The organism is Paenibacillus sp. strain BS8-2, assembly GCF_054483835.1.
Map to the genome: position 1 here is coordinate 1,772,998 of NZ_CM137010.1, position 23,581 is coordinate 1,796,578.

18 protein-coding genes are annotated in these 23,581 nt (G+C 52.0%); 5 read left to right on the forward strand and 13 right to left on the reverse strand.

Annotation, left to right across the window (positions count from 1 at the left end):
- Positions 1-292 precede the first annotated feature (292 nt).
- Entirely contained in the window at positions 293-1,987 is a 1,695-nt protein-coding gene (locus ACX1C1_RS07825) for a M3 family oligoendopeptidase (protein ID WP_458956544.1), read from the reverse strand.
- Positions 1,988-2,173: 186 nt separating this feature from the next.
- On the opposite strand from ACX1C1_RS07825, the gene ACX1C1_RS07830 reads away from it, so the two are divergent.
- Entirely contained in the window at positions 2,174-4,144 is a 1,971-nt protein-coding gene (locus tag ACX1C1_RS07830; protein ID WP_458956545.1) for an ABC transporter substrate-binding protein, read from the forward strand.
- A 24-nt stretch (positions 4,145-4,168) separates the two neighbouring features.
- Here ACX1C1_RS07830 and ACX1C1_RS07835 read toward each other — a convergent pair whose 3' ends face one another.
- Positions 4,169-5,536 carry an FAD-dependent oxidoreductase gene (locus ACX1C1_RS07835; protein WP_458956546.1) on the reverse strand — a complete coding sequence of 456 codons (1,368 nt, stop codon included), beginning with the start codon at positions 5,534-5,536 and terminating at the stop codon, positions 4,169-4,171.
- Between the two features lie 235 nt (positions 5,537-5,771).
- On the opposite strand from ACX1C1_RS07835, the gene ACX1C1_RS07840 reads away from it, so the two are divergent.
- Positions 5,772-6,704, forward strand: coding sequence for a substrate-binding domain-containing protein (locus tag ACX1C1_RS07840; RefSeq protein ID WP_458956547.1), 933 nt, complete (start codon positions 5,772-5,774; stop codon positions 6,702-6,704).
- Positions 6,705-6,739: 35 nt separating this feature from the next.
- Here ACX1C1_RS07840 and ACX1C1_RS07845 read toward each other — a convergent pair whose 3' ends face one another.
- Both ACX1C1_RS07845 and ACX1C1_RS07850 read right to left on the reverse strand, forming a co-directional pair.
- Positions 6,740-7,960 (reverse strand): DUF4872 domain-containing protein, encoded by a 1,221-nt coding sequence (locus tag ACX1C1_RS07845; RefSeq protein WP_458956548.1) that lies wholly within the window; start codon positions 7,958-7,960, stop codon positions 6,740-6,742.
- A 45-nt stretch (positions 7,961-8,005) separates the two neighbouring features.
- A complete protein-coding gene (locus ACX1C1_RS07850) occupies positions 8,006-8,731 on the reverse strand; it encodes a 3-ketoacyl-ACP reductase (RefSeq protein WP_458956549.1) in 726 nt (241 codons plus the stop codon).
- A 380-nt stretch (positions 8,732-9,111) separates the two neighbouring features.
- Here ACX1C1_RS07850 and ACX1C1_RS07855 point away from each other — a divergent pair, with 380 nt between their 5' ends.
- Complete coding sequence (locus ACX1C1_RS07855; RefSeq protein WP_458956550.1) at positions 9,112-11,202, forward strand: polysaccharide lyase; 2,091 nt, start codon at positions 9,112-9,114, stop codon at positions 11,200-11,202.
- 94 nt (positions 11,203-11,296) lie between these two features.
- Here ACX1C1_RS07855 and ACX1C1_RS07860 read toward each other — a convergent pair whose 3' ends face one another.
- From ACX1C1_RS07860 to ACX1C1_RS07875, 4 genes are all read right to left on the reverse strand, one after another.
- A complete protein-coding gene (locus tag ACX1C1_RS07860) occupies positions 11,297-11,728 on the reverse strand; it encodes a hypothetical protein (RefSeq protein WP_458956551.1) in 432 nt (143 codons plus the stop codon).
- A 10-nt stretch (positions 11,729-11,738) separates the two neighbouring features.
- Positions 11,739-12,281 (reverse strand): LytTR family DNA-binding domain-containing protein, encoded by a 543-nt coding sequence (locus tag ACX1C1_RS07865; protein WP_458956552.1) that lies wholly within the window; start codon positions 12,279-12,281, stop codon positions 11,739-11,741.
- Between the two features lie 24 nt (positions 12,282-12,305).
- The gene (locus tag ACX1C1_RS07870; RefSeq protein WP_458956553.1) at positions 12,306-13,538 is read right to left on the reverse strand and encodes a serine hydrolase domain-containing protein; all 1,233 of its coding nucleotides are present in this window, start codon (positions 13,536-13,538) and stop codon (positions 12,306-12,308) included.
- Positions 13,539-14,185: 647 nt separating this feature from the next.
- A complete protein-coding gene (locus tag ACX1C1_RS07875; protein ID WP_458952756.1) occupies positions 14,186-15,559 on the reverse strand; it encodes an IS110 family RNA-guided transposase in 1,374 nt (457 codons plus the stop codon).
- A gap of 338 nt (positions 15,560-15,897) precedes the next feature.
- Between ACX1C1_RS07875 and ACX1C1_RS07880 the strand changes: the two genes are divergently transcribed.
- Together ACX1C1_RS07880 and ACX1C1_RS07885 are read left to right on the forward strand one after the other, a co-directional pair.
- Positions 15,898-17,184 carry an IS110 family RNA-guided transposase gene (locus tag ACX1C1_RS07880; RefSeq protein ID WP_458956554.1) on the forward strand — a complete coding sequence of 429 codons (1,287 nt, stop codon included), beginning with the start codon at positions 15,898-15,900 and terminating at the stop codon, positions 17,182-17,184.
- A gap of 721 nt (positions 17,185-17,905) precedes the next feature.
- Positions 17,906-18,292: a retropepsin-like aspartic protease gene (locus ACX1C1_RS07885; RefSeq protein ID WP_458956555.1), complete on the forward strand. Its 387-nt coding sequence runs from the start codon at positions 17,906-17,908 to the stop codon at positions 18,290-18,292.
- A gap of 487 nt (positions 18,293-18,779) precedes the next feature.
- On the opposite strand, the gene ACX1C1_RS07890 is transcribed toward ACX1C1_RS07885, so the two are convergent.
- The 5 genes from ACX1C1_RS07890 to ACX1C1_RS07910 are packed head-to-tail and all read right to left on the reverse strand — an operon-like array spanning position 18,780 to position 23,528.
- Positions 18,780-19,493, reverse strand: a complete 714-nt coding sequence (locus ACX1C1_RS07890) for a GntR family transcriptional regulator (RefSeq protein WP_458956556.1) — start codon at positions 19,491-19,493, stop codon at positions 18,780-18,782.
- An 11-nt stretch (positions 19,494-19,504) separates the two neighbouring features.
- The gene (locus tag ACX1C1_RS07895; RefSeq protein WP_458956557.1) at positions 19,505-20,524 is read right to left on the reverse strand and encodes a sugar kinase; all 1,020 of its coding nucleotides are present in this window, start codon (positions 20,522-20,524) and stop codon (positions 19,505-19,507) included.
- Positions 20,517-21,272, reverse strand: coding sequence for a 2-dehydro-3-deoxy-phosphogluconate aldolase (gene dagF, locus ACX1C1_RS07900; protein ID WP_458956558.1), 756 nt, complete (start codon positions 21,270-21,272; stop codon positions 20,517-20,519). The genes ACX1C1_RS07895 and dagF overlap by 8 nt, the downstream gene beginning before the upstream one ends.
- A gap of 56 nt (positions 21,273-21,328) precedes the next feature.
- The gene (locus ACX1C1_RS07905; RefSeq protein ID WP_458956559.1) at positions 21,329-22,438 is read right to left on the reverse strand and encodes a DgaE family pyridoxal phosphate-dependent ammonia lyase; all 1,110 of its coding nucleotides are present in this window, start codon (positions 22,436-22,438) and stop codon (positions 21,329-21,331) included.
- On the reverse strand, positions 22,404-23,528 hold the full coding sequence (locus ACX1C1_RS07910; protein WP_458956560.1) for an amidohydrolase/deacetylase family metallohydrolase: 1,125 nt from the start codon (positions 23,526-23,528) through the stop codon (positions 22,404-22,406). The genes ACX1C1_RS07905 and ACX1C1_RS07910 overlap by 35 nt, the downstream gene beginning before the upstream one ends.
- Positions 23,529-23,581 lie beyond the last annotated feature (53 nt).

Genomic DNA, 23,581 nt, shown 5'->3' on the forward strand with positions numbered 1-23,581 from the left:
CAGAGCTTGAGGAGAAGCGGGGATCGTCTAAGCATATATGAGCAGCTGGATGGTTGAATGAGCAGTCGATCAATAAGCAGCACACCCATCGGTCATGCGCAGTACCATCCTTCACATCGTAAAAGAGTTCATAACAACAGCCCTCGCCTTATTACCTTAAGGCGAGGGCTGTTGATGCTTGCGCGGTTCGCTGTCCCGCTCACGAATTGTCATCCCATACGGTCCCATACGGTCCCATACGGTCCCATACAGACGACAATCCGTGAGCGCATGTTCACATGTGACCGCTGTTCTATAGCGCCTTGTCGTCCACGCTGTCGAGCCATGACTCGATGGTGCCAATGACAGAGGAGACGCAGCCGTCCTCGAATGGCGATATCAGACCGGCTTTGCCTGCGAGCTCCGTGAAGGAGAGACTTCCGCCAAGACGGCATAGGCCGAGGTAGTCGCTCCATGCAGCTTCGCGGTCCTCGCGCGACTTCTTCCAGAACTGGAATGCACAGATTTGCGCTAACGTGTAGTCGATGTAATAGAACGGCGAGTTGAAAATATGGCCTTGCTTATGCCAGAATCCGCCTGCAGCCAGATAGGCATTATCCGAATAGTCGCGATGCGGCAAGTATTTGGATTCGATGGTGCGCCAAGCCTGCTTGCGCTCAGCCGGAGTCGCGTCCGGATTGGCATAGACGAAGTGCTGGAACTCGTCAACCGTTACGCCATAAGGGATAAAGATAAGCGAGCTGGCCAGGTGGTCGAAGCGGTATTTGTCCGCATCCTCTTTGAAGAAGTTTTCCATCCACGGCCATGTCAGGAACTCCATGCTCATCGAATGGATTTCGCAAGCCTCATATGTTGGGAAAGCATATTCGGGCACTTGGTAGCCGCGGCTCTCGAATACCTGGAACGCATGCCCCACTTCGTGCGTCAGTACGTCAATATCGCCGGAGGTACCATTGAAGTTAGAGAAGATGTATGGTGCACGATGCTCGCTAATGTATGTGCAGTAGCCGCCGCCTTGCTTTCCTTTCTTCGCGACAAGATCCATCAACTCGTTCGCTTGCATGAACTGGAAGAAAGCATCGGTCTCGGGCGACAACTCGGCGTACATGCTTGCGCCGCCGGCAACGATCCAGTCGGGATCGCCTTTTGGCGTTGCGTTACCGGACAGGAAGGAGAGATTCTCGTCGTAGTAGAGCAACTGATCGACCTCAATCCGCTCTTGCTGACGTGCCTTCAATTTGGTCGCAACGGGAACGATATGCTCCAGCACCTGATTACGGAAGTTGGCGACCATGCCTGCGTCGTAATCGGTGCGGCTCATGCGGGCGTAACCAAGCTCGACGAAGTTGTCGAAGCCAAGCTTCTTCGCGATGCGCGTGCGCACCTTCACCAGGTCATCGTAAATGCGGTCGAGCGTCGTTTCGTTCTCAGCCATGAAGCCGGAGGATGCTTGGGCGGCGCGTCTGCGCATATCCCGATCGGTGGATTGCTGGAAAGGACCGAGCTGCGCCAGCGTACGTTCTTCGCCTTCGAAGGGGATTTTGGCGGAAGCGATGAGCTTCGTGTATTCCGTCGTCAGTTTGTTCTCCTGCTGGAGATCCTCAATGACTTCGGGGATAAATGTTTTGAGCGACAACTCCGCTAGGCGGAATAGCTGGCGCCCCCACTTGGTCTCTAGCTCGGATCGGAACTTGGAGCCGACCAACGCACGATAATAGTCCGTCACGAATTCTTGCACGATCGGGCCGTTCTCGTCGTAGAAGTCTTGCTCTGTTTTGTAGAACTCATCATTGGTGTCGATGGAGTGGCGAATGCTGGTAATCGTCTGCATGGTATCGAACTCGCTGCGCAGTTTGTTCATGCCCGCCATAGCCTTGTCTTGAGCCTCGTAGCTGTCCGCTTCGCCAAACGCGCCAAGCAGCTCCTTGAATTTCTCCTCGAACGCCTTCACGTCCGGTCTTTCGTATGTATATTCGCTAAATTTCATGCTAGAGGCACCGCCTTCGCGTAGGATTCAGTTACTCCTCCATTATACCCCAATTCGGGAGCGCCGAAAGGTTCGGAATGGCTATAAGGAACTTTGCCGTTTCGGGACGATGGCGAGAGGAGCCGCTTCCCATCGGCGTCAAATCGGCTATAATTTAGAAAGAATCACGATTAAGGGAGCCACGACATGAACGTTCACGCCGATTCAACCTTCTGGAACCATGCATCCTTATCCATACAAGATATTAGGCTTCTGCGTCTGCGGGAGCGAAACAGCCGTCTGGACTACCGTTTCCCGTCCAGCTGCTTTCTCTATGTCATAAAGGGGCACGCACTGGTATCGGTTGACGAGGAGCGGTGGCAGATGAACGGAGATCGTCTGCTTCATGGCGGCAAGGGCGCAACGCTCCGACTGGAGACGACCGAAGCGTTCGAATGTATCCTTCTGTTCTACAAAGCCTGCCTGCCAGTCACTTCCGGGGAGCCCGCAAACACGCCTGACTTGGAGAAGCCCTCTCCCACTCAATCGGTCTATCAGTTCGCTTCCCATTATCCGGGGGAATTACGCGACACGCTGCAGCGGATGTTTCAAGCTTGGAACGGCACGACGCAAACGGAGAAGCTGCAGGCCAAGTCGTTGTTTTACCACTTTATCTACCATCTACAATGGCAGCTGGAGCGCAATCGCGTTCACGTCAACAGGCCTGGTCTGCTCGATCAGGCGATACGTTACATGAACGATCATTTCGCCGAGCCGATCGGCATCCATTCGGTGGCCGAGGCCTTGAATTGCAGTACTCGCTACTTGAACAAGCTATTCTCGGATCAATTGGCCGAAAGTCCAAACCGTGTGCTTACGCGCATCCGGATGGAGCATGCCGCCAGATTGCTGGCGGAATCGGATATTTCCTTGGAGAAGATTGCCGATCGGCTAAGCTATTCCGACGTTCGGGTGCTCAGCCGCGTTTTCAAGAAACAGTTTCAAATGACGCCTTCCCAGTATCGGAAAAAGGGAAACGTGCAGCAATCAGTTCCGAAATGGTCACTTACCCGGGCTGAAAGGGTCATAGGCGGTCCTGTGATCACTCGCTATAATGATAATGGTTATCAGTATCATTATAGTCACCGTCGAAAGGGAGAATTTGAAATGACCAGTCGTACTTATCCGTCCATAGCGCTCATTATGTTCGTCTGCTTTGCCGTTCTGCTTGGAGGCTGCGCCACCTCAGGCAACAATTCGAACCAGTCTTCCGACTCGGCGACGTCAAGTCCATCGTCGTCCGTGAGTGAGACGCCGGCTACGGCAGAGCCGACTGTGAAATCGTACACCGATTCTTTTGGGACAAGGGACATTCCCGTGAACCCGCAGCGCATTTATTCCATCGGAGCCACCTCGGCCCTGCTCGCGCTCGGCATTCAGCCCGTCGGCGCACCGAACTACGAAGTGGCGCCGGACTATTATTTAAGCTCTTATCCGACTCCCGTCAACATCGTAGGAGATTACCCGCCGAGCTACGAAGCGATCATTGAGCTGGAACCAGATTTGATCGTAGCATCGGGTTATATCGACGAGGAGGTGTACGGGCAGTTGAGCAAAATCGCGCCGACCGCCACGTTCAAGTGGATGGACAACACGATTTATAACCAGTTGGAGGAGGTTGCCGAGATCGTCGGCAAGCAAGAGGAGGCGGCCGCATGGATCAAGGCGCATGAGGTGAAGGTGCAGGGGGCGAAGGAGCGCGTATCCGCCATCGTCAAACCCGACGAGACGGTATCGATTCTGTGGATTAACAAAGATTCGTTCACGCTTGTCGGCAACCGGAACGTGGGCCACGTCATCTACAACCTGCTCGGCATGAAGCCTTCGGCGCCTATTCAGAAGATCATCGACGAGAACAAGGGGAGTCTCGTGTATACGGATCCTCAGTCGCTCGAGACATTGCCCGACTTCGACGCGGATCGGATCATCGTGATGATCTCCGACGTGGAGGCTGGCGCGGAGGAGTACTTCCGCACCTTGCAGAAGTCGGCGATCTGGACTAATCTCGAGGCGGTCAAGAACAACCAAGTTTACGAGGTGCCGTACGATAAATGGTGGTCGTACACAATTTTCTCGGCGGATGGCCTTCTGGAAGACGCCGTTAATCTGTTTAAGTAGACCGTATCGCGTAACAGGCAGTTGCTAGCTGGCATCGCTGACACTTTGCGCGCTGCTAAGCAGCGCGCCGTCGCGGATAAGGCGCTCTTGCAGCTGCGCGATGCTCAGCTCGGCAGGCATCACGCCTTGCGCCACGGCCATGCCTGCAGCCGTGCCTGCAGCTTGGCCGGTCGCCATGCAGCTTGGCGTCAAGCGCGTCGTTGCCAGCGCTTCGTGTGATGTCGAGATGCAGCGGCCTGCCGTGAGCAGGTTGACGATGCCCTTTGGTATGAGGCAGCGGTAAGGGATGTCGTACGCGCCGTCGCCTTGCACCCATGCGGCTTGCACGCCCTTGCCGGATGGATCGTGGATATCGATCGGATAGCCGCTCCGTGCGATACAATCGTCGAACGGCTTGCCGCTAATGACATCTTCGACTTGCAGCGTGTATTGACCGTCAATTCTGCGGCTTTCGCGCACACCAATCTGCGCGCCGACCGACGATATGGACGCCTGCTCGAAGCCAGGCAGATGGCGCGTCATGAAGTCGGCGACCATACGAACCTGCTTTCGGCCTTGAATCTCACCCTCGGTCAGATCCTCCAGCTTCGTCGAGTCGAGTCCTTGCACGCGAGTCGTGTTCACCAGTACTTCATCCGGTCCCGGACCGGTGAAGAACAACACTTGGTCGCGGTTTATCGGCAGATCGGCCTCCTGCCAATGCTTGAAGTAACCTAACACGCCCGAGAGAGGCAGCTGCTCCAACTCGTCGAACGGTGTTTTTTTGTAAAATTCGTCCGGATGCTCGATCATATAACGTTTTACCCTGGCGAGGTCGACGCCGCGCATACGGAACTTCATCGTCATAGGTTGTGTCAGCTTATCGCCATCGCGTCCTTGCAGGCACGGTACGCCTGCGAGGTAGGCCAGATCGGCATCGCCCGTTGCATCGACGAACTGTTGCGCGGCAATCTCATATTTGCCAGACTTGGTTGCAAGCTTTACCGCTACGATCCGGTCGCCATCCACCACGGCTTCATCCATCAGACTATGCAGCAGCACCTGTACGCCGGCTTCGCGCAGCATGTCGACGATCAGCACCTTGTATACCTCGGGATCGTATGGCGTAATGGTCCGCACGAAGCCGACTGTATCGCGCACGTGTCCCGGCGAAGCGTTCTCCGCCATTAAGCGGTCCACGATTTCTTGCGCCGTTCCGGCAATGACCTGTTTGCCTTCAACCGTATGGAACGTCATCCAAGGATACACAAGCGCAGCCGTCGACATACCGCCGAGGAATCCGTATCGCTCGATCAGAACCGTCTTCGCACCGCTTCTCCCCGCCGCAAGCGCCGCGTTAATTCCTGCCGGGCCGCCCCCGCACACTACGATATCCGCATCTATTCTGTTCATGCCATATCCCTCCTAATGAAAGTACTTTCATTATAAAAAGAGGACCACTTCTAAAGTAGTTTAAATTTAGTTTAAAATAGAGTGTATACGAGCCAAGCCGCACTAGAACGGAGCGAGGCTGCCAAGAGGAGGGATTGCCCTGGGATCTCGCAAATCGGTCACGCTGCACGACCTGTCAGCAGAGCTGGGCGTATCTATACAGACCATATCAAAGGCGCTCGGCGGCAAGCCGGGCATGTCGGAGGAAACACGAGCCAAGATTGCTCGCACTGCCTATATGCGCGGCTACTTGACGGTGGCGCAAGCAAGAGAGCTGGCTAGCCGGGGCATTACGCCATATCCGACATTCCAGCTGCGATTCGTACTCATCCAGTCCCGCGAATCGACCAATTACAACCGGGTGCTGGCCGAAGGGCTGCGGCAGCGGCTTGAGCTGCTGGATCATAAGCTCGAGCGCCATACGCTGGATGCGGACTTGTCCGACCGCGATTTCGAAGCTTGGCTCGAGCAATGCGGCTTGACGGCCGCGGATGGTTTATTTATCGCGCCGCGTCTGATGTCGGATCAGGTGGAGCGTAAGCTGCTTGCATTGCCACTGCCGAAGGTGCTGATCAACTACCCCAAAGCGCTGTCCAAAGTCGACAGTGTCATCTGGGATGTCTACGAAGCGGTTTGCATGGCTGTGGATCAGCTCGCTCGTCTTGGGCACAAGCGGATTATGTACGTGGGAGATATCTCGAGCCAGCGCGGCTTTGTCCGGCGATGGCAGGCGTTTCAGGAGATGATGGGAGAGCGTGGTCTCGTCTGCGAAGCGGACGATCAGCTCACAGGAGAATGGGATGCCGATGTGCTCAAGGAGAAGCTTGCATCAAAGCGTCCAACGGCAGTTATTGTCGGTATCGACGAAGACATTGAAAAGCTGTTCGATGCCTTGTCCAGTCTGGAATACCAGGTGCCGGAGCAGCTCTCGGTTATTGGGCTGGCCAATGGTCCCGTGCCTGCCGTGCCGGAGCTTAGTCGACCGCTGCTTTTAATTGGAGAAACCGGCTATCGGGCGGCAGATAAGCTGCTATGGAGGATCGCCAATGGGAGCGAGCCGCTCGAGCATATACGTATTTCGGGCTCTTTCTATGAGGGAGGTACAGCAACTGCTCTCTGCCAGACATAAGCATAGACGACGCCTTCAAGCAGGATGCTGTTCTCCTATCCCCACTTCTTCGACTGCAAGCTCCGCTCCAATACATCCAACGCCGCGCTTTCGTGCTCCTTGATCGCGGTTATGTAAGGAATTATGCCAAGCGCATGCTCGCGTTTCCTATCAAATGACCATTCCTCCGATTGCTCGAACGCCTCTTTCAAGCGCTTCGATTCTTCGAGTCTGCGCAGGTAAGCAGGGAAGTCGAGCTCGCCAGTTCGGATCAGCCGCTCCGACTCCATCATGTGGATACGGAGTGCGCTTGCCCCTTCCATACCGTCAGGCAGTGCATGCTCCGCCAAGGACTTCCAGAGCTCGCCGGAGGTTTGGAACCGTGAAGCGGCTTCAAGCAGCAACTCTTCTCCAATCTGATCGCCGATGCTGCGAAGGAAGGCGGCATACGCCTGACGGAAGGCCGCGCCATCCGTATTGCACACGATATGCTGAACCGTCGCATGTAACGTTTTGGTCCAATGCCTTTGTTGACCGAACAACGTCATCCAGCTTTGCTTGTCCTTCGACTTCAACCGTTCGATCCATTTGTCGAGCGCGCTGATGCCGAAGTTCGTCATCCGCGGATTGTATGCGCTGGCGAGACACCGCTCGATGCCTTGGCGCGAGGCACGGGCTATTAATTCCGGCGTCAATTGGACGGAATTGCCGCTCGGATGCTTGTCTACGAACAAGGACTGGTTTCTCAGCTTCTGCGTGGCAATGTTGCTGCGCCCGTTCAGCAGATTCTCAAGCGAGACCTCGACGCCACCCGCGAACCGATGGGCTAGCCGGGCGAAGCCCTGCTGTTTATCGATCTCATAGGCGGCGCAATACGTCTGGAAACCGTTATCTGCAATCGAAGCTCCCTCGAATATGCCATGGTGGACCGGCAACAGCACAGGCGTGCCATTGCCGACTAGCGTGGTCAGCGCCTCGAGCGCGGCGTCACGATTTTTGGTTTGCTTTATTGTCAAATCAAGACCGAACGAAGCATAGATGCCAGCAATAAAGGCTGCGCTATCCTCCCATATTGCACGGGTGCCCAGATGGAAGTTGGTGAAATCCTCTTGCTCATAATAAAAGGTAAAGTAACCGTATCCGATGCCGCCTCCGATACCAAGCAGGAGCTCTTCCGACAATAATTCAAGGTCTTCCGGCGCTACGTATAACCGAATGGCCTGCAAGGCAGCGTTCGTATCATTATGAAAACCTGCCGTAGGTGTAAGATTTACCATGTCCGATCTCCCCCAACTTCCTGCTGAAAGTAATCACTTGTCTTATTAATATGGATTGGTTGCAATGAAGCTAGCCGTCTTCACATAGATACGCGGATTCAGCTTCAGTTGTCCCACGATAAATTCCGCGATATCCTCCGGCTGCATGAACTTCGAATCGTTGTTCTCTTTGATTAGGTTCAAATCCATTGCCAATTCCGTTGCGACCGTGCTTGGCGTTAAGGCCGATACCCGAATGTTATTGCGACGAACCTCTTGCGCGAGTGATTCTGTGAAGCCGATCATCGCAAATTTGGATGCGCTGTATGCGCTCGAAGTGGCTGCGCCGCTTAGTCCGCTGGTCGAGGCGATATTAATAATATCTCCGCCGTTCTTGGCGATCAATTGTGGGAGTACCGCGCGAGTCGCGTAATAAGTGCCCATTAAATTAACGTCGATCATCCCTTTCCATTCTTCCGGATCCATCTCAAGCACGGTACCGAATGTGGCAATCCCGGCATTGTTGATCAAAATATCGGCGGAACCTAGTTTATTGTGAATAGCCGCAATAGCTGCTTCTACTTGCTCCTTCGACGAAACATCAGCAACTGCATAGGCGGCTTGGACGCCTAATCCTTCCAGCTCGGCGGCAACTTGCTGCAACGACGATTCCTTTCGGGCGATTAGACCGATATGAACGCCTTCTTCCGCCAGCGCGATCGCCGTCGCTTTGCCGATCCCTCTTGCAGCTCCAGTTATGATAGCTACTTTTCCTTGTAATGATTGCGTCATGTGCAGATAGCTCCTCTCCATTGTGTGTTTCATTATTGATTATACTACCTACTCCGCTAGCCTCCAAACCGTTAGAGCCATGGGTAAGATCGGGGATTCTGCATCGATAAAATTGATGAATCTGCAACCATTATCGCAATTCGAGAACAATCATAAGAAATATCAACTTGCCTGTTTGTCCTCTTTCTTAACAAAAGAAAAATATTGCAATATTGGGAAATAGACGAGGCGGATGGCAGAAGGTAACCTCTGCATGAGGTCATTTGAAGATGCTGAAGGGTAGGTACCGACAACTAGAATCACTCGGCTGAGAACTGATCTTTCTGTTCGGAAGGACGGCAATAAGCAAGGCAATGAGTCAGATTCAGGGAGGTAGAAGAATGAAGAGGAAGATAGTTGCATTCATGATCGCGCTGGGGCTCATGCTCGCCCTAGGGGCTGTGTACGCTTCGGCGGCATCGTTCGAAAATTCATTCGAAACAGAGAAGGCGGGAGAACCTTACGACCTGGAAGATTGGGTTAAGTCCGGTTGGAACGCTCCGTGGCTGCTAGGCAATGATCGGAGCCAAGTGGATGATGAGGTCAGCCGCAGCGGCTTCAAATCGCTTAAGGTTCTATACCCGGCTGGCAAGATCGGACCTACGGATTCAGGGTATCAAGCACCATTTGCTTTCGAATCGGAAGATGAGTACTACCTATCCTACTGGGTAAGATTCGATGAGAACTTCAGCTGGGGAACGACGCAATTCGGCGGCAAGCTGGGCATTGGACTCGCGGGCGGCGGCGCTTGCTCTGGCGGTCAAATCTGTACAGGAGAGAACGGCTTCAGCTCGCGTCTCATCTGGCGGAAGGACGGGCAAGCGGCCGTATACATTTATTCGATGGGCAACTCGGGCTACGGGGCCGAAGCCGATCTGAAGTATCATAACGGAGAGCCGATCTACTATCCAACGGGCGAATGGTTCAATATCGTACAACGGCTGAAGGTTAATACCGTAACGAATGGACAAGCCAATGCCGATGGAGAAATCGAAATATGGTACAACGGTTTCCCGGTAACGGAAGTAACAGGCTTGAAGTTCGTGACGAACACAGACAAGGTAGATAAGGCCTACTTCTCCTCCTTCTATGGCGGCGCAACCGAAACGTATGCACCTGCACATGATTCATATGTATGGTACGACGATGTCAAGATATCGGCTAACCGCGCGGACATGTGCGAGCTGGATCCGGGCGGCTGCGGATTTAAGGATCCGATGCAGGATTATCGCATTACGCCTGCAAGCGTATCAGCGAGCGCTGTAGACGGTACCAATGTGGCAGCGAATACAATCGATAATGATTTCACAACGCGCTGGTCGGCAGAAGGCGAACAGTGGATTCTTTACGATTTGGGCCAAAGCTTGGATCTATCGCAAGTCTCTATCGGCTTCTTCCAATCCGCGATCAGGAATACGATATTCAGAATCGAAGGTTCGGACGATGGGGACACGTGGAATCTGTTATTCGACGGACGAAGCTCCAGCCGGTTTACGGAGCTTGAGCCATTCACTTTAGTGGATGCCAAAGCAAGATATGTTCGGATCTCGGGAACAGGCAACACGATCAATCGGTGGAACAGTATAACGGAGACTGTTTTCTATGGGACGGAAAAGACCGTTGTTGACCCAGGCACAGAAGAGCCGGGCACAGAAGAGCCAGGCACAGAAGAGCCAGGCACAGAAGAGCCAGGCACAGAAGAACCAGGCACAGAAGAGCCGGGTACAGAAGAGCCAGGCACAGAAGAACCAGGCACAGAAGAACCAAGCACAGAGAATCCAGGATCACAGAATCCGGGTACTATAAATCCAGGCACGCAGGAGCCTGTAGTGGAGGAGCCGGAAGTAACGGAGCCGGAGGCGCCTGTTGTCGATATGGAGCGTGTGAGTGAGCTGGTGTCCAATCATTGGGCTAAGGCGGAATTGACGCGTGCTGCTGAACTGGGGATATGGGTCTTGCCGGCGGAAGGGGAGACGTTTGCTCCGAATAAGCCGGTCAGCAGAGCAGAGTGGGTGCTGATGCTGGTACGTGCGCTGGGACTCGAAACTTCCTCCAAGGGTACAGCGTTCCCAGACTTGTCGGGGCAAGACGCAGAAAGCAAGAAGGCCATTGCCGCGGCGATGCAAGCAGGTATCATCAATGGTTTCGAGGATGGCACCTTCAGGCCGGATGAGGAAGTAACGCGTGCACAGATGGCCGTTATGCTGACGCGGGCATTGAAGCTGACGACTAACAGCGTGCCTTCGGAGTCGTTATTTGCTGACGATCGGTCCTTGCCGGCTTGGGCGAGAGACAGCGTATATGCCTTAAGCGGGCAAGGCGTGCTGAGGGGGCGTAACGGCAAAGCCTTCGCGCCTGCGGACAACACCACCTTCGCCGAGGGGATTGTAGCTTTGCTGCGGGCAATCGATCTGCCAGCGAACAAGAAGTAATAGGTAACAGGAGATAAGGAGAGATCGGCAGAGGTATCCGCATGTTGCACATTCCAACAAGGAGTGGACGATCTGCGGATACCTTCTTTGCGGTTTATTTATCTTTTATCGTGGCTTGATAGGTCTTTAACTTGCTCTGCGCTCGGCGATACATCATATAGTCGAACAAATTGGCGATACAAATGATGCTCAGCACGGTCAAGAGCACGGGAACGAAGGGGGCGTTGCTTTCGTGGTCGCCGCCAGTGATCCAATATAGGGACACCATCAGCAGTGTTGCAACAACTAGCGCGATCAGGTTATTGATAAAGAAATACATACGTGGATTCGCCAACCGGATCGGAAGGATAGCTGTCAGCCACTCCGTAACAAAACCAATAATAAAGCCGATGCTGCCGCTGGCGAGCACCGCAAGCACCTTATAAGTTAATGTGGCATCAGGGTCGTCAAACACCAGCAAAATCAAACCTAAAATAAGGCCGAGGAAAAACGATTTGATTACATTTTCGAAATGTACGTTCGACATAGGGCTGCTCCTAAATGTTGAGTGTGCTTCTAAGCTTTTTGGAGAACATTTTGGACACCTCGAGCTCGACATTGTTATTCAAGCGGAGGACATATCTGGAGTTGAACCAAGGGATGATCTCTTTGACGTGCATGAGATTGACGAGCTGGGACTTGTTAATGCGGACAAACCCTTTGGCGAGCCAGATTCCTTCGTAATACTGCAAGGTTTCTTTGATCGCATAACGGTTCGTAGCTGTCACGGCGGCAATGCCGTCGGCCCCGGCCTCCAGATACATCACATCCTTGGACTCGAATACGGCGAAGTTATTGCCGCTGAGACCAGTCAAGGTATTCCGATAGGGAGTTTCGTCCCGAGCGCCGGAGATAAGAAGCTTAATGACATCCATGTAGTCGATCGCATCGAATACGATACACAGCTTATCGCCAGGGATGTCATACCCTCTCTCCACTAACGCCAGACTGCTCTCTTGCACAATTTCGATCTGATGTTTGGCCAGCTCATGCTTCAACTTTTCATACACTTTGTCGGAACATAATAATTGAACCATCATATCTCCCATAACCCCATAGGTTATTTAACGTTTCCACTCTGTTTTCTTAATCCTATCATAGATCATTCTAATTTTAACCAGTTCTTCTATGCTTTTCTCTGCAAAATCCAGCGAGCCGAAGTTCGCGATATAATAAGTGTCCTGCTCCTTATCGTACAAGGCATAAGTGCCCGTAGCGCCAACCGTGCCGTACACATCCGACATCGAGCCGAGCAGGAAGGACAGCTCGCTGAAGTCGAAATACATCATACCCATGCCGTAACGAATGCCTTTGTCGTAGCGATGATTGAAGCGGGTCAGTTCTTCATACACCTTATCGGACAACATATGACCGCCTACTAAGGCCTTCATGAACATCAACAAATCGTCCATCGTCGTCACAACGCCGCCGCCAGACCAGTCAACCGATAATGCGGCGCGGTCGCTGAAGTCGATGCCGTTCAAATAGATCCCGATTGGCGCGCTCGCGTCCTCCTGATGGAACATCAACCGGCTGTTCTTCATGCCGAGCGGGCCGAATATACGCTCCTCCAAGATGTCGCCATACGCTTTGCCTTCAACGGCTTCCAGCAGAAGTCCCAGCAGAATGTAGCCTGTATCCGAATAATAAAATTGTTGGCCCGGCAGTCCAACCGGCTGTTGATGATCACGCGTAAAGGAGAGCAGCGAAGCGGGAGTGAAGGTGAGGTCGGGATTAGCCGTAATGCGGTCTAACATGGGTTCTCCGTCCGTTACGGGGCCCTCGAAATAATCGCCAACCCCCGAGGTGTGGCTAAGGAGATGCCGAATAGTCACTTTGTCGCTATGGTCGACTCCATCGATCGTAAACAATCCATCCAGGATGTCCGGACTGAGCCATGTAGCGATAGTGTCGTCAATTCGGACGATACCTTCGTCGACAAGCTGACCGAAGACGGCTGCGAGCATCGTCTTGCCGATGCTGGCCGAGTGGTAAGGGCTGTCGACCTGAGCCGGCTGTGCGGAATCATGATGGGTCGTGCCGACCGCGAACTGCTCATGATAGCCGTTTCGCCCAGAGGAGATTGTGAGCAGCACACTGGACAAGGAGTCGCTTTCGTCCACGAGCTTTTCGAGATGCTTTTTGATCTTTTGATTAACTTCAGCTTGTGGAAGAGGTCTGTTTAGGTATGTTAACACGCCGAAGCCGACGACGACTGCAAGAACAAGGCCAATGCCAATTTTGAAATATAGGAAAGTAGATGTTTTTGATACGGTATTCTTTATATTTCTCGGCATGAAACGCACCCCGCCGCCAGTGGACGGCGCAGCCGTTTCACCTTGATACTTAGCTTCAAAGGAATAGACCACCTTTCAACTTGTCATAGTTATATACAAGATGAGTCTACTCGGTGGCAGAGGCGATGGGAACGCATTTGACCCAAGGTGTCACAATTGAGGGATAAGATAACTTTACGGCAGTCCCAACAGACCTCTGAACATCGGAGCAACATGCGTATTCACTGCTCAAAGATAATAAAGTATTAGACTGCGCCGCTTCATTACGCTAATAGGAGACGATCGCATCACGACATGAAGGCAGCCAGCTACGCGATCGGCTGCCTTTGTTCAATTCTAAGCGTACTATGTCAACTACTTTTTACGGACTTTAGAGCACCCCAAACACACCTAACCTGTAGAATTTTAAAAATAGGGTTACCAACTGACGAAAAGCGGTGGACGAAAGCGGTATGTCTCGAATCTGAAGAAATAGCCTCGTTTCAATCCTGTATGCAATCTGGCTGAGTGCAGATAGCTGTTCTAACGTACAATTCGCATTGACAGGACGAGGTGGATAACGCTTTAGTACGAGGTCTGGGCCTCCAGAATTTGATCCGATCTTCCCTCGGTCCCAGACATACCGACTTCATCATTTTTCTTTGTATCTAGGCAGCGCTTGATGTGATCATGCAATTAAAGGCGAGCTTTTTGTTGATTTCCTGCACGAGCCGATAAGCTGGCTTGGAGGAATGGAACGGCTGCTTATCGCGTAACATGGCAAAAGCGATCTTAAGCATCTTGTTGCCCATTGCTACAAAGGTTGCGCGTTCGTGCTTGCCTCGGCTTCTGAGACGTTCGTAAAACGGCTTCAGGTCCTCATTATGCAAGCAGAGGCTCCGCCCAGCTAGATAAGTGACATAGCGTAAGTGAGTATTGCCCTGCTTGGAGATTTTGCGATAAGAGCCCGCGCCGCCGCCTGACTGCTTGACGATCGGATTGGTACCGGCCTTCTTGATGAGTTGCCCGGCATGCTGATAATCCAAGACATTACCGATCTCCGCGTAGAGCTCTGCCGCCAAGGATACGCCGAGTCCAGGAACCGTAAGGAGTAAGCTACCGTCGGTCTGAAGCAACAGGTTTTCAATCTCATTGTCCAGCGTATTGATTTTGGCATCGAAGGCGCGGAGGTCCTGTAGCTTCATACGTAGCACCATGAGCTCGGGACGGAGCGTCTGCACGTCTGAGGCAAGTGATTCCTTTGCCACATGAAGCAGCTTGCCGATTGCGTTCGTACGCAACTTCAAGTTGTGCTGAACGGAAAGCTTCCGTAGCCCCATCTCACCAAGTTGCAAAACGAGAGCGGGGTGCGGGTAGTACTCCATGAAGTAGAGAGATGCTTTCCCCCACAAATCGCTAAACACTTTTATTTTCTTAGCTCTTCCATTCTGGTGTTCGGCGTAACCTTGATACTCTCGCCAGACGATATCCAGGATGTTTCGGATCTCCATACGAAGGCTAGAACGCTTGCGAATTTCTGAGCGCTTTGCACGAGTTAGGACGCGCAACTGTCTTTGCAGGCCTTCCGTTAAACGATACTCCGTCGCTTTATTGTTACGAATGGCGTGAGCAATGGCGACGAGGTCGAGGTCATCGGTTTTGCACCAACTAAGAGCGCTGGCACGCTCTTCAGAGGTCGTGTAGGCGTTGAGAATTTGAACGTGGTACCCATGCATGGTCATCTGTCTGACAATGTCCTCGTAGTAGTGGCCGGTTGCTTCAATGCCAAGAAACAAGCGTACGGCTTCCGTGTCTCGAATGGCTCTTTCAATCGTGTCGTATAGGAGTTTCATTCCGGATTGACTGACGGAAAAAAAGAAGGGTTTCTCAATCACGTCGCCGAAATAATTGCATATGAGTGCTTTTTGGTGGAGCTTTGCCGCATCGATCGCTACGATGAGTACTTGCTCCAGGTTAACACCTCGCAGTTGTTGACTGAACTTTGTTCCCTTTAAGCCTTGAATATGTTGGGATTTCCCCATGTGACTTCAACCTCCTGTGGTGGGTGGTTAGATTGAAGCTCTTCGTCAGGTGCTTCTTTCTTCGATAGTCGCTGGGGATTTTCCTTTATAAAAGGAGTATATTACACGCCAGAATTTATAAGTTTCGCACCTTATCTGGACTTAGAATTCTCGGAATGAAACGCGCCCCGCCGCCAAAGGACGGCGTAGCCGTTTCACCTTGATTGAAGTAACGGGCAGCATTCCTATAATGAAGAAATACGGTGTTTGAGAAACAAAAAGACTCCTTGGTATGATGTATGAGGGTCCCAGATGCTGGCCAGCGACCGGATCCAAATACAAACCAAGGAGACTACAAAATGAATTCTACTCAAAATGAACGCATTAATCAAATTACTTCTTCTACCTTAATTGTCGGTGTAGACATCGCTAAATTCAAACATGTTGCTCGAGCACAAGACTACCGCGGAGTCGAGTTCGGGAAATCAATTGCGTTTGAGAACGACCGTGAAGGGTTCGAAATGTTCGTTAGCTGGTTCAGAAAGCTTGCGACGGAGCAAGGGTTCCAGGACGTCATCGTTGGCATGGAACCGACCGGTCACTACTGGCTGAACCTGGCCCATTTTTTAAGAGAACAGCATGTTACGTGCGCTGTGGTTAATCCACTCCACGTGAAGAAAAGCAAAGAATTGGATGACAATTCACCAACCAAGAATGACATTAAGGATGCTAAAGTCATCGCACAGCTTGTCAAAGACGGAAGATATGCTGTACCCAATCTTCCCCAGGGCATCTATGCCGAACTAAGGGAAGCGATGAAAATTCGCGATCATCTGTCAACTGACCTGCGCGTGGTGCAAGGCCGCGTCCATAACTGGTTGGATCGGTACTTTCCAGAGTTTCTCACGGTATTTAAGGACTGGGAATGCAAGTCAGCACGCCAAATACTCAGTCTTTGTTTATTGCCGCATGAGTTGGTTTCTGAGTCTGAGGAAGCCCTGCTGAGTCACCTCAGAAAGGTTGCCAAGCGAGGTCTCGGCATCGAGCGTATGAGAAGTCTGAAAGCAGCGGCAAGCCGTTCTGTTGGTATACGAGAAGGGACCGCACTAGCAAAACTAGAGCTTCAACTGTTGTTAACGCAGTACGAGTTGCTTGAGAGTAAGTTTGAAGAGCTTGAGGCAAGGCTGGATGAGCTCTTGGAGCAAATCCCCCATGTGAAGCAATTACTGGACATAAAGGGCATTGGCCGGGACAGTATAGCCGGTTTCCTTGCTGAAGTTGGTGACATTACGTATTACCGGCATCCGAAACAAATCATTAAGCTCGCCGGCTTGAACCTAAAAGAAAACACGTCTGGTAAACACAAGGGACAAACGAAGATCACGAAGAGAGGCCGAAAGCGACTACGAGCGCTGTTATTCCGCGTCATGATGCCACTGGTGGCTAAGAACCGTGCATTTAAGGCCTTGCATCAGTACTACACCAAACGGCCAAATAATCCCTTGAAAAAGATGCAGTCGCTTATTGCGCTATGCAACAAGCTAATACGAGTTCTCTTTGGTGTCCTGAAAAAGGGGCATTGGTTTAGTGAAGAAACGATGTTACAGGATATTCCCCAGTTAACGGCATTGTCGTTAGCAGCTTAGATTCAATGCTTTCCTAGAAGTAGAACATAAATATGAAATACAAACAATTGAAGCACGGATGAGTCGGAACAGAACTATCATACGGACGAAGATCCTGTCGGGCAGCATATCCGACCTCCACCTCATGGACAGGTTGAATGAAGGAATGTGGGAGCGAAGACTCTGTGAGACATGGGAGGGTTGACCGCCATGAGCCTAAGTGGAGATCCAAAGGTGCGACCATATATATCCAGAATGTCCACTTTTTAAAACGAGTGGTCTGGGTGGATATATTTTTGCGCTTTCACCGCCCCATATTTTACATCTTCTACAACCTTGTTCCATTGAATGATTGTTTGGTATGAAAGAAAAACGTTCAAAATCTAAGGAAACATGAGTATTTAAGAGAAAAGCGATTCTCCATAGAGGGAGTATAGTTTAATAAATCCTGGTATGATGGTATACTCAAGGAAAAGGTACAAGTGGGTGATAGGTATGCAGTGGTCTGAGGTTAGAAAGCATTTTCCGGATCAATATGTACTTGTTGAGGAACTGAAATCCCATTACGAAAGCAATAAACTTCATGTGGAAGAAGTAGCCGTAATCAGGACGATTTTAGATCCGCAAGAAGCATGGAAGGAACTATTTTCTGCTAAAGATGAACGATTTGTATATCACACTTCAAACGAAAATATCGTTATTGAAATTCGAACTAAACCTATGATCAGGAGATTACCAAACCATGAATCTTGATCTCGTCGATGGTTTATTATTTTCTTATATAACGATTACTCACCATGGAAAATCAATCATTATCCGGGATGTGGTAATCGACACTGGTGCGGCAGAGTCCATCATTTCAATTGACGCTGTACAAGAGTTATTCGATTCATATGAACCAGAAGATCAGATTCGTTTTATGACAGGAATTGGCGGCAGGGAAGCCTCGGTTCGTAGAAAGATTGATCTGGTGAAGTTTGACGCCTTTCTTGCTCATAATTTTCGAATCGATTTTGGTCGAATAGGAGAATATTCCGGTATTAACGGTTTAATAGGCTTGGACATTTTGATCCCTGGGAAATTCATTGTTGATCTTAATCGATTACGATTGTATTCGGCCAATCATTAAGCTGTTATGAAGCTTTGATATGGCGCAATGGCTGGAATTGAAGATATGGAGGTAACTCATGAATTAAGCTAATAATTATTCGAACAAATTCTTATATATGCTGCATTGATCTTAACTATCCATTCTGGAGTTAACTACATAAAAAATAATTATCAAATACTAAAGCTTAACTCATAGTTCAGCATGGACTACTTTCGTAACTAACTATAGTTAATAATCAAGAAGGCACCCGTCAAGGTTGAATGGGTGCCTTATCTCGTTGCTCTAACGGATACGTTAGTTTAACAAGAACAGCGGCAGTCTAGGACTTTATTTTCTTGTCCTTGGCTGCCGCTGCTTTATATTAATGCCTCAGTCTAAAACTTATTTCGCAAAAGCTGACGATTCTTCGATTCAAAAACCCCGCTAAATCAACAACACCAATCTAATACTTTATTTCTTCATACGGGTGATACAACAGAAAGATAGGATTGCTTCGGCATAAAACTTAAACATCGTAGTTGACGACATAATGATGCAAAGCGGTGTTGTACATTCCCTCGCTATACTCGATCAAGTTGCCGGCGCCGTCATAGGAGTAGCGGGATCGCATAAGTAACGGTGTGCCGGCAGGCACCAAGAGTCTCTGCTCGATGTAGGCCGGGGCTTGCGTCACCGCGAATTCGTCGCGGAATTTTACTGGCGCTACTTCATGCTCCTCCAGCATGTCGTAAAGCGACTGCGAGGAGAGATCGGGGAGCTCGATACCGCCGGCTCGCATGGTCAAGAAATGTTGGAAGTAGATGTAGGGCTCGTCATTGAGATGATAAAGTCGTTCGATCCGGTAGGCTTGCTCCCCGAACAGCGAGTGCGGCAGGGTGCCCGGCTGATTGACGACAACCTCGACAATAAGCAGCTCCTTGCGAATGCGGTGACCGCCCTCCACGAGCACCTCCGTGAATCGTTTCTGCTTCGACAGCTTCGACGCGGACGTGTTGCGGATGACTTTGGTGCCTTTGCCGCTGCCCTTCTCCAGATAACCTTCCTGCACAAGCTCGACGATTGCACCCCGAACCGTAATCTTGCTGACACCAAATTCATTCTCTAGCTGCGGCTCGGAAGGAATCGTGCTGCCAAGGGGATAACCCCCGTGCAGAATCCGGTCTTTGAGGATGCTCTTAATCTGCAAATACAACGGTTTGGACTTCCTGGATAAGTTCACGGTGTGTCGCACTACCTTTCTACGTCGCCGATGGATGATGCCTTCATCACTTTAACAATATCGCTTGCAGAAGACATGGGCGTATCGCCTACGATGGTATGGGCGAGCATGCTGGCTGCCGCTGCAAAAGCCACGGTGTCCGCAGACTCCCAGCCCTCGGTCTCGCCGTGGATGATGCCGCTTGTATACGCGTCGCCCGCGCCGATGCGGTCGTGGACTGCAAAGGAGAGCGGCTCCGCAAATGTGAAGCGGCCTTCTTTGTACATGAACCCTTGCAGAGCATGTGTATTATCGCCGTTAATGGAGCGATGCGTACCCGCGATCGTGGTTATATTATATTTTACAGCAACAGCAGGGATTAAATCTATCAGCTGTTCGCGGCGAGATTGTTTGTCGGTCGACATCCCGAGCGTTAGCATCGCATCCTTTTCGTTCATCATGACGATGTCCGCCAGACCCAGCATGTCCTCGTAGAATGGACGGGCCTTCTCGTAAGCGTCCTCGCCCCACAGGCTCGGACGGTAGTTGCAGTCGAAGACGACGGTGCCTCCAGCAGACTTGACCGCTTGAGCAAGCGACTTCATCTGGCCGCGCACCGTGTCATTCATTGCAAGGGTGATGCCGCAGAAGTGGATGACGTCGATCGCGTCCGCGATTACGGTGAAGTCATAGGCGTCGGGTGCTGCTGTATTAAAGCTGCTCTCCAGACGGTTCGTGTACGTTACGCGGCTTGCCCGCGCGCCGAAACCATTCTCCAAGAAGTACATGCCGACATACTTGCCATCGCGTCGTACGAACGAGGTTGTAATGCCGAGCTTGCGCAGGGCGGCGATAGCAGCATCGCCAACGGCGTGATCCGGCAGCGTCGAGACCAGATAACCGGTGTGACCGTAACGCGTGAGCGCCCCGGCTACGTTAACTCCTGTGCCAGAAAAAGAATACTGCAGCGTATTCGACTGCGATAGCAGCTCGTAGCCCGGCACCTGCAGGCGCATCATGACTTCACCGAATGCTGCGATCCGCTTAGGCATGTTCGTCAACCAGGCGTTTGGTTACTTCGAGAAGCTCGCGCACGTCTTGCGTGATCGTCGCGCCAGTCGCTTTGTCGATAATCGAAGAGTAGACGTGAGGGATAACCTGCTGCACGCCAGCTTCGAGACAGATACGGAGGATGGCTTCGAAGTTCTCTTTGTCGATGCCGCCCGTTGGTTCAAGCGCGAACCCTGCTTCTGCGCATGCAGCCGCAACGGCGCGCAGCTCATCTTCGCGAGCAAGTCCGTTCATCGGGAAGTATTTGAGCGCGTTGCCGCCCATGTCGCGTACAAGCGCGATCGCTGTTTTGACCGGCACGATGGCAAGCTCGTCCTGCGCAGCGCTTACCGGTCCCGTGGAGATGTTGACGTATCCGACCTGACCAGTTGGCGACACGAGGCTGTTGATCCAGCTGTCCTTGTCGCCAAGGTTCGCGCGAGTGGCGCCAACCGCAGGGAACACTTGGTTGATGTGAGTGCCGCCGTATTGCTTCACGATCTCGGCAACGACAGCCGCTTGGCGGTTGTCTCCCGCGCCGAGTCCGATGGAGACAGCGTCTTCGATGGCTTCGCCATAAGCCTTCATTGCGGCTACGCCTTCATCGACTGTTGGGTAATCCTTGGACAAGACGCCGACCAGCACGTAGCCCTCGGCTGCGTCGAATACTTGTTTGGCATTTTCGATGCTGTTAGCCAGCACGTTGAGGGCGACGCGCCCTTTATAGAAACGTTTTGCAATGGATGTCATGGTAGTTTCCTCCTGGTTATTATGAAGTATTCGCCAAATGGCGATCTTATGGTTTTCTACGATTGTGAGCCAGCCACCAGCTCGCGAACCCGCGTTGCGATGACTGCCATATCGTCGCCCATGAGCGGACGAGGATCAATGTCGAAGTAGCCTTGACGAACGCCATAATCGCGCGTGTAGATGGCGATGGCACCGTTCTGCAAGCCGTCTACGACCGCCTTGGCCGTCGTGCCCGACAGTGCGGAGTCGATGGCGATACGCGCGCGGAAGATAGCGCGTCCAGCTTCGTCCTGCACGACTGTCACTTTGACGCCGTTCAGACCGTTCAGCTCCATCAGCAAGCCGAGCGACTCCTTCTCTTGTTCGCTGCGATCAACCTTGACACTGTATTCATCCAGCGCCTGCAGCAAGCCGAACGTCGTTTCTTTGCCGACCTTCATGCTCCGTCCGATGCCGTACAGCTGTGTTTTGACGGCTTCAATATAGTGGCGTTTGCCGCCGACGATACCGGAAGTTGGTCCTTCGATCGCTTTGGAGCCGCTATAGATCGCAAGATCTGCTACCTTCACATATTTCTGAAGATCCTCTTCTGCCGCTGCGTCCACAATGAGCGGCACGCCATTTCGTTGCGCGACTGCCCATGCTTCCTCGACGGAAATCATATTTTTTTGCACGGTGTGATGCGATTTCACGTAAAGGATGGCCGCGGTGTTAGGGCCGATCGCATCCTCGATATGCTCGGCGCGACCTTCGTTGGCGTAACCGACCTCAACCACTTTGCCGCCGCCTAAGTAGATCATCGTATCAACGGGAGCGCCGTACTGCACATTATGCCCTTTGAGCATAATGATCTCGTTTTTGGCGATGGGCTCCATGTGGAGACGGAGGCTAGTGCGTTTGTTGCCGCCCGTTACGATAGCGGCAACGGACAAAGCGATACCGCTGGATGCCGAGTTCACGACTACCGCTGCCTCCGAACCCAGAATGCCGGCGATGTAGTCGCCAGCTTTGTCGACCAGATCAGAGATCTCGACATAGTTCTGACCGCCATGCTTCATGGCATTCATGACGGTATCGGTAGGAGCAGATACGCCAAGAATACTCATCCGTCCGCTTGCATTGATGACCCTCTTAAGACCGTACTTCGCATTTAGTGTAGCTGCCATTGACGAACACTCCTTTAGCTTGTATAAGTTGATTCGCAATTCGCGTTTCTCCCTCGGAGTCGACGAGCTCCGTCTCCTCTTGCCTTACTTCGAACAACGTTAGATTGGCTGTGTCGCCAACCCCGATGCGCCCAAGCTCCGGTTTGCCGAGCCACTCTGCAGCATTCGTCGTTACAGCGGCGATTACCTCTTCTAATGAGTAGCCGAGATGCAGAAACTTAGTCATAACATTGGCCAAGCTGTATACGGGGCCGTTCAATCGGTTGCCACGGTAGAGATCCGAGCTAATCGTATGCAGTGGGATGCGGTGCTGCTTTGCCGCTTCTGCAACACGGAACGAGAAGCTCGCGGTGCCATGTCCAACGTCGAGTCTGACGCCTCTATCGATAGCATCCAGCAGAACAGGCAAGGGTCGTCCGTCTTCGTCAAATAAATTGTTCGCTTTGCCATTGAGATAATGGGTGATGATGTCCCGATCTTCCAGAAGCTCAACGACTTCCTCGATGGCGGGTGGCCCCGAGCCGATGTGCACCATGAGCGGCAATCCGGTATGCTCGGAGAACTTGCGCGCCAAACGCAGAGGCTCGATGCCGCTGTCCTTCACGACGCTTCGGCTAATCCGAGCTTTGAGTCCGACGATCGAGGCCCGGTGCTGCTCTATGGCTTGAATCAGCTTGCTCCAGTCGATCCACTCCAGCTGGGAGAGCTCGTCGATGCGCAGAAGCCCAATATGCGAAATGTTCAGAAACGCCAGCAGATTCGTGCGTGCTTGCTGTCCGCTCTCTAATAACTCGCCGATTCGATCCGCACCGCAGCTGCCTGCGTCGACGATCGTCGCAACGCCTTGTTTGACGCCGATCTCATCGACTTCATCACCGTACGGCTCCAGCTCAGGAAACGCGTGCACGTGCATGTCGATCCAGCCGCTGGATACGTATTGTCCATTGCCTTCGATTTCGCACGCATCTTCGAGCTGCCCTTGCCCGCTTGCGGCAATACGGGCGATTCGTCCTTCGTCGATGATGATATCGACCTGATTACCACTTAGCAACTTCACTCGGCGCACAATAAATCGTCCTTGCGCATGCATATCTTCACCACTTTTCTGCCGCTCGCTTCTTCCGTATCTTCTTCTATATGACC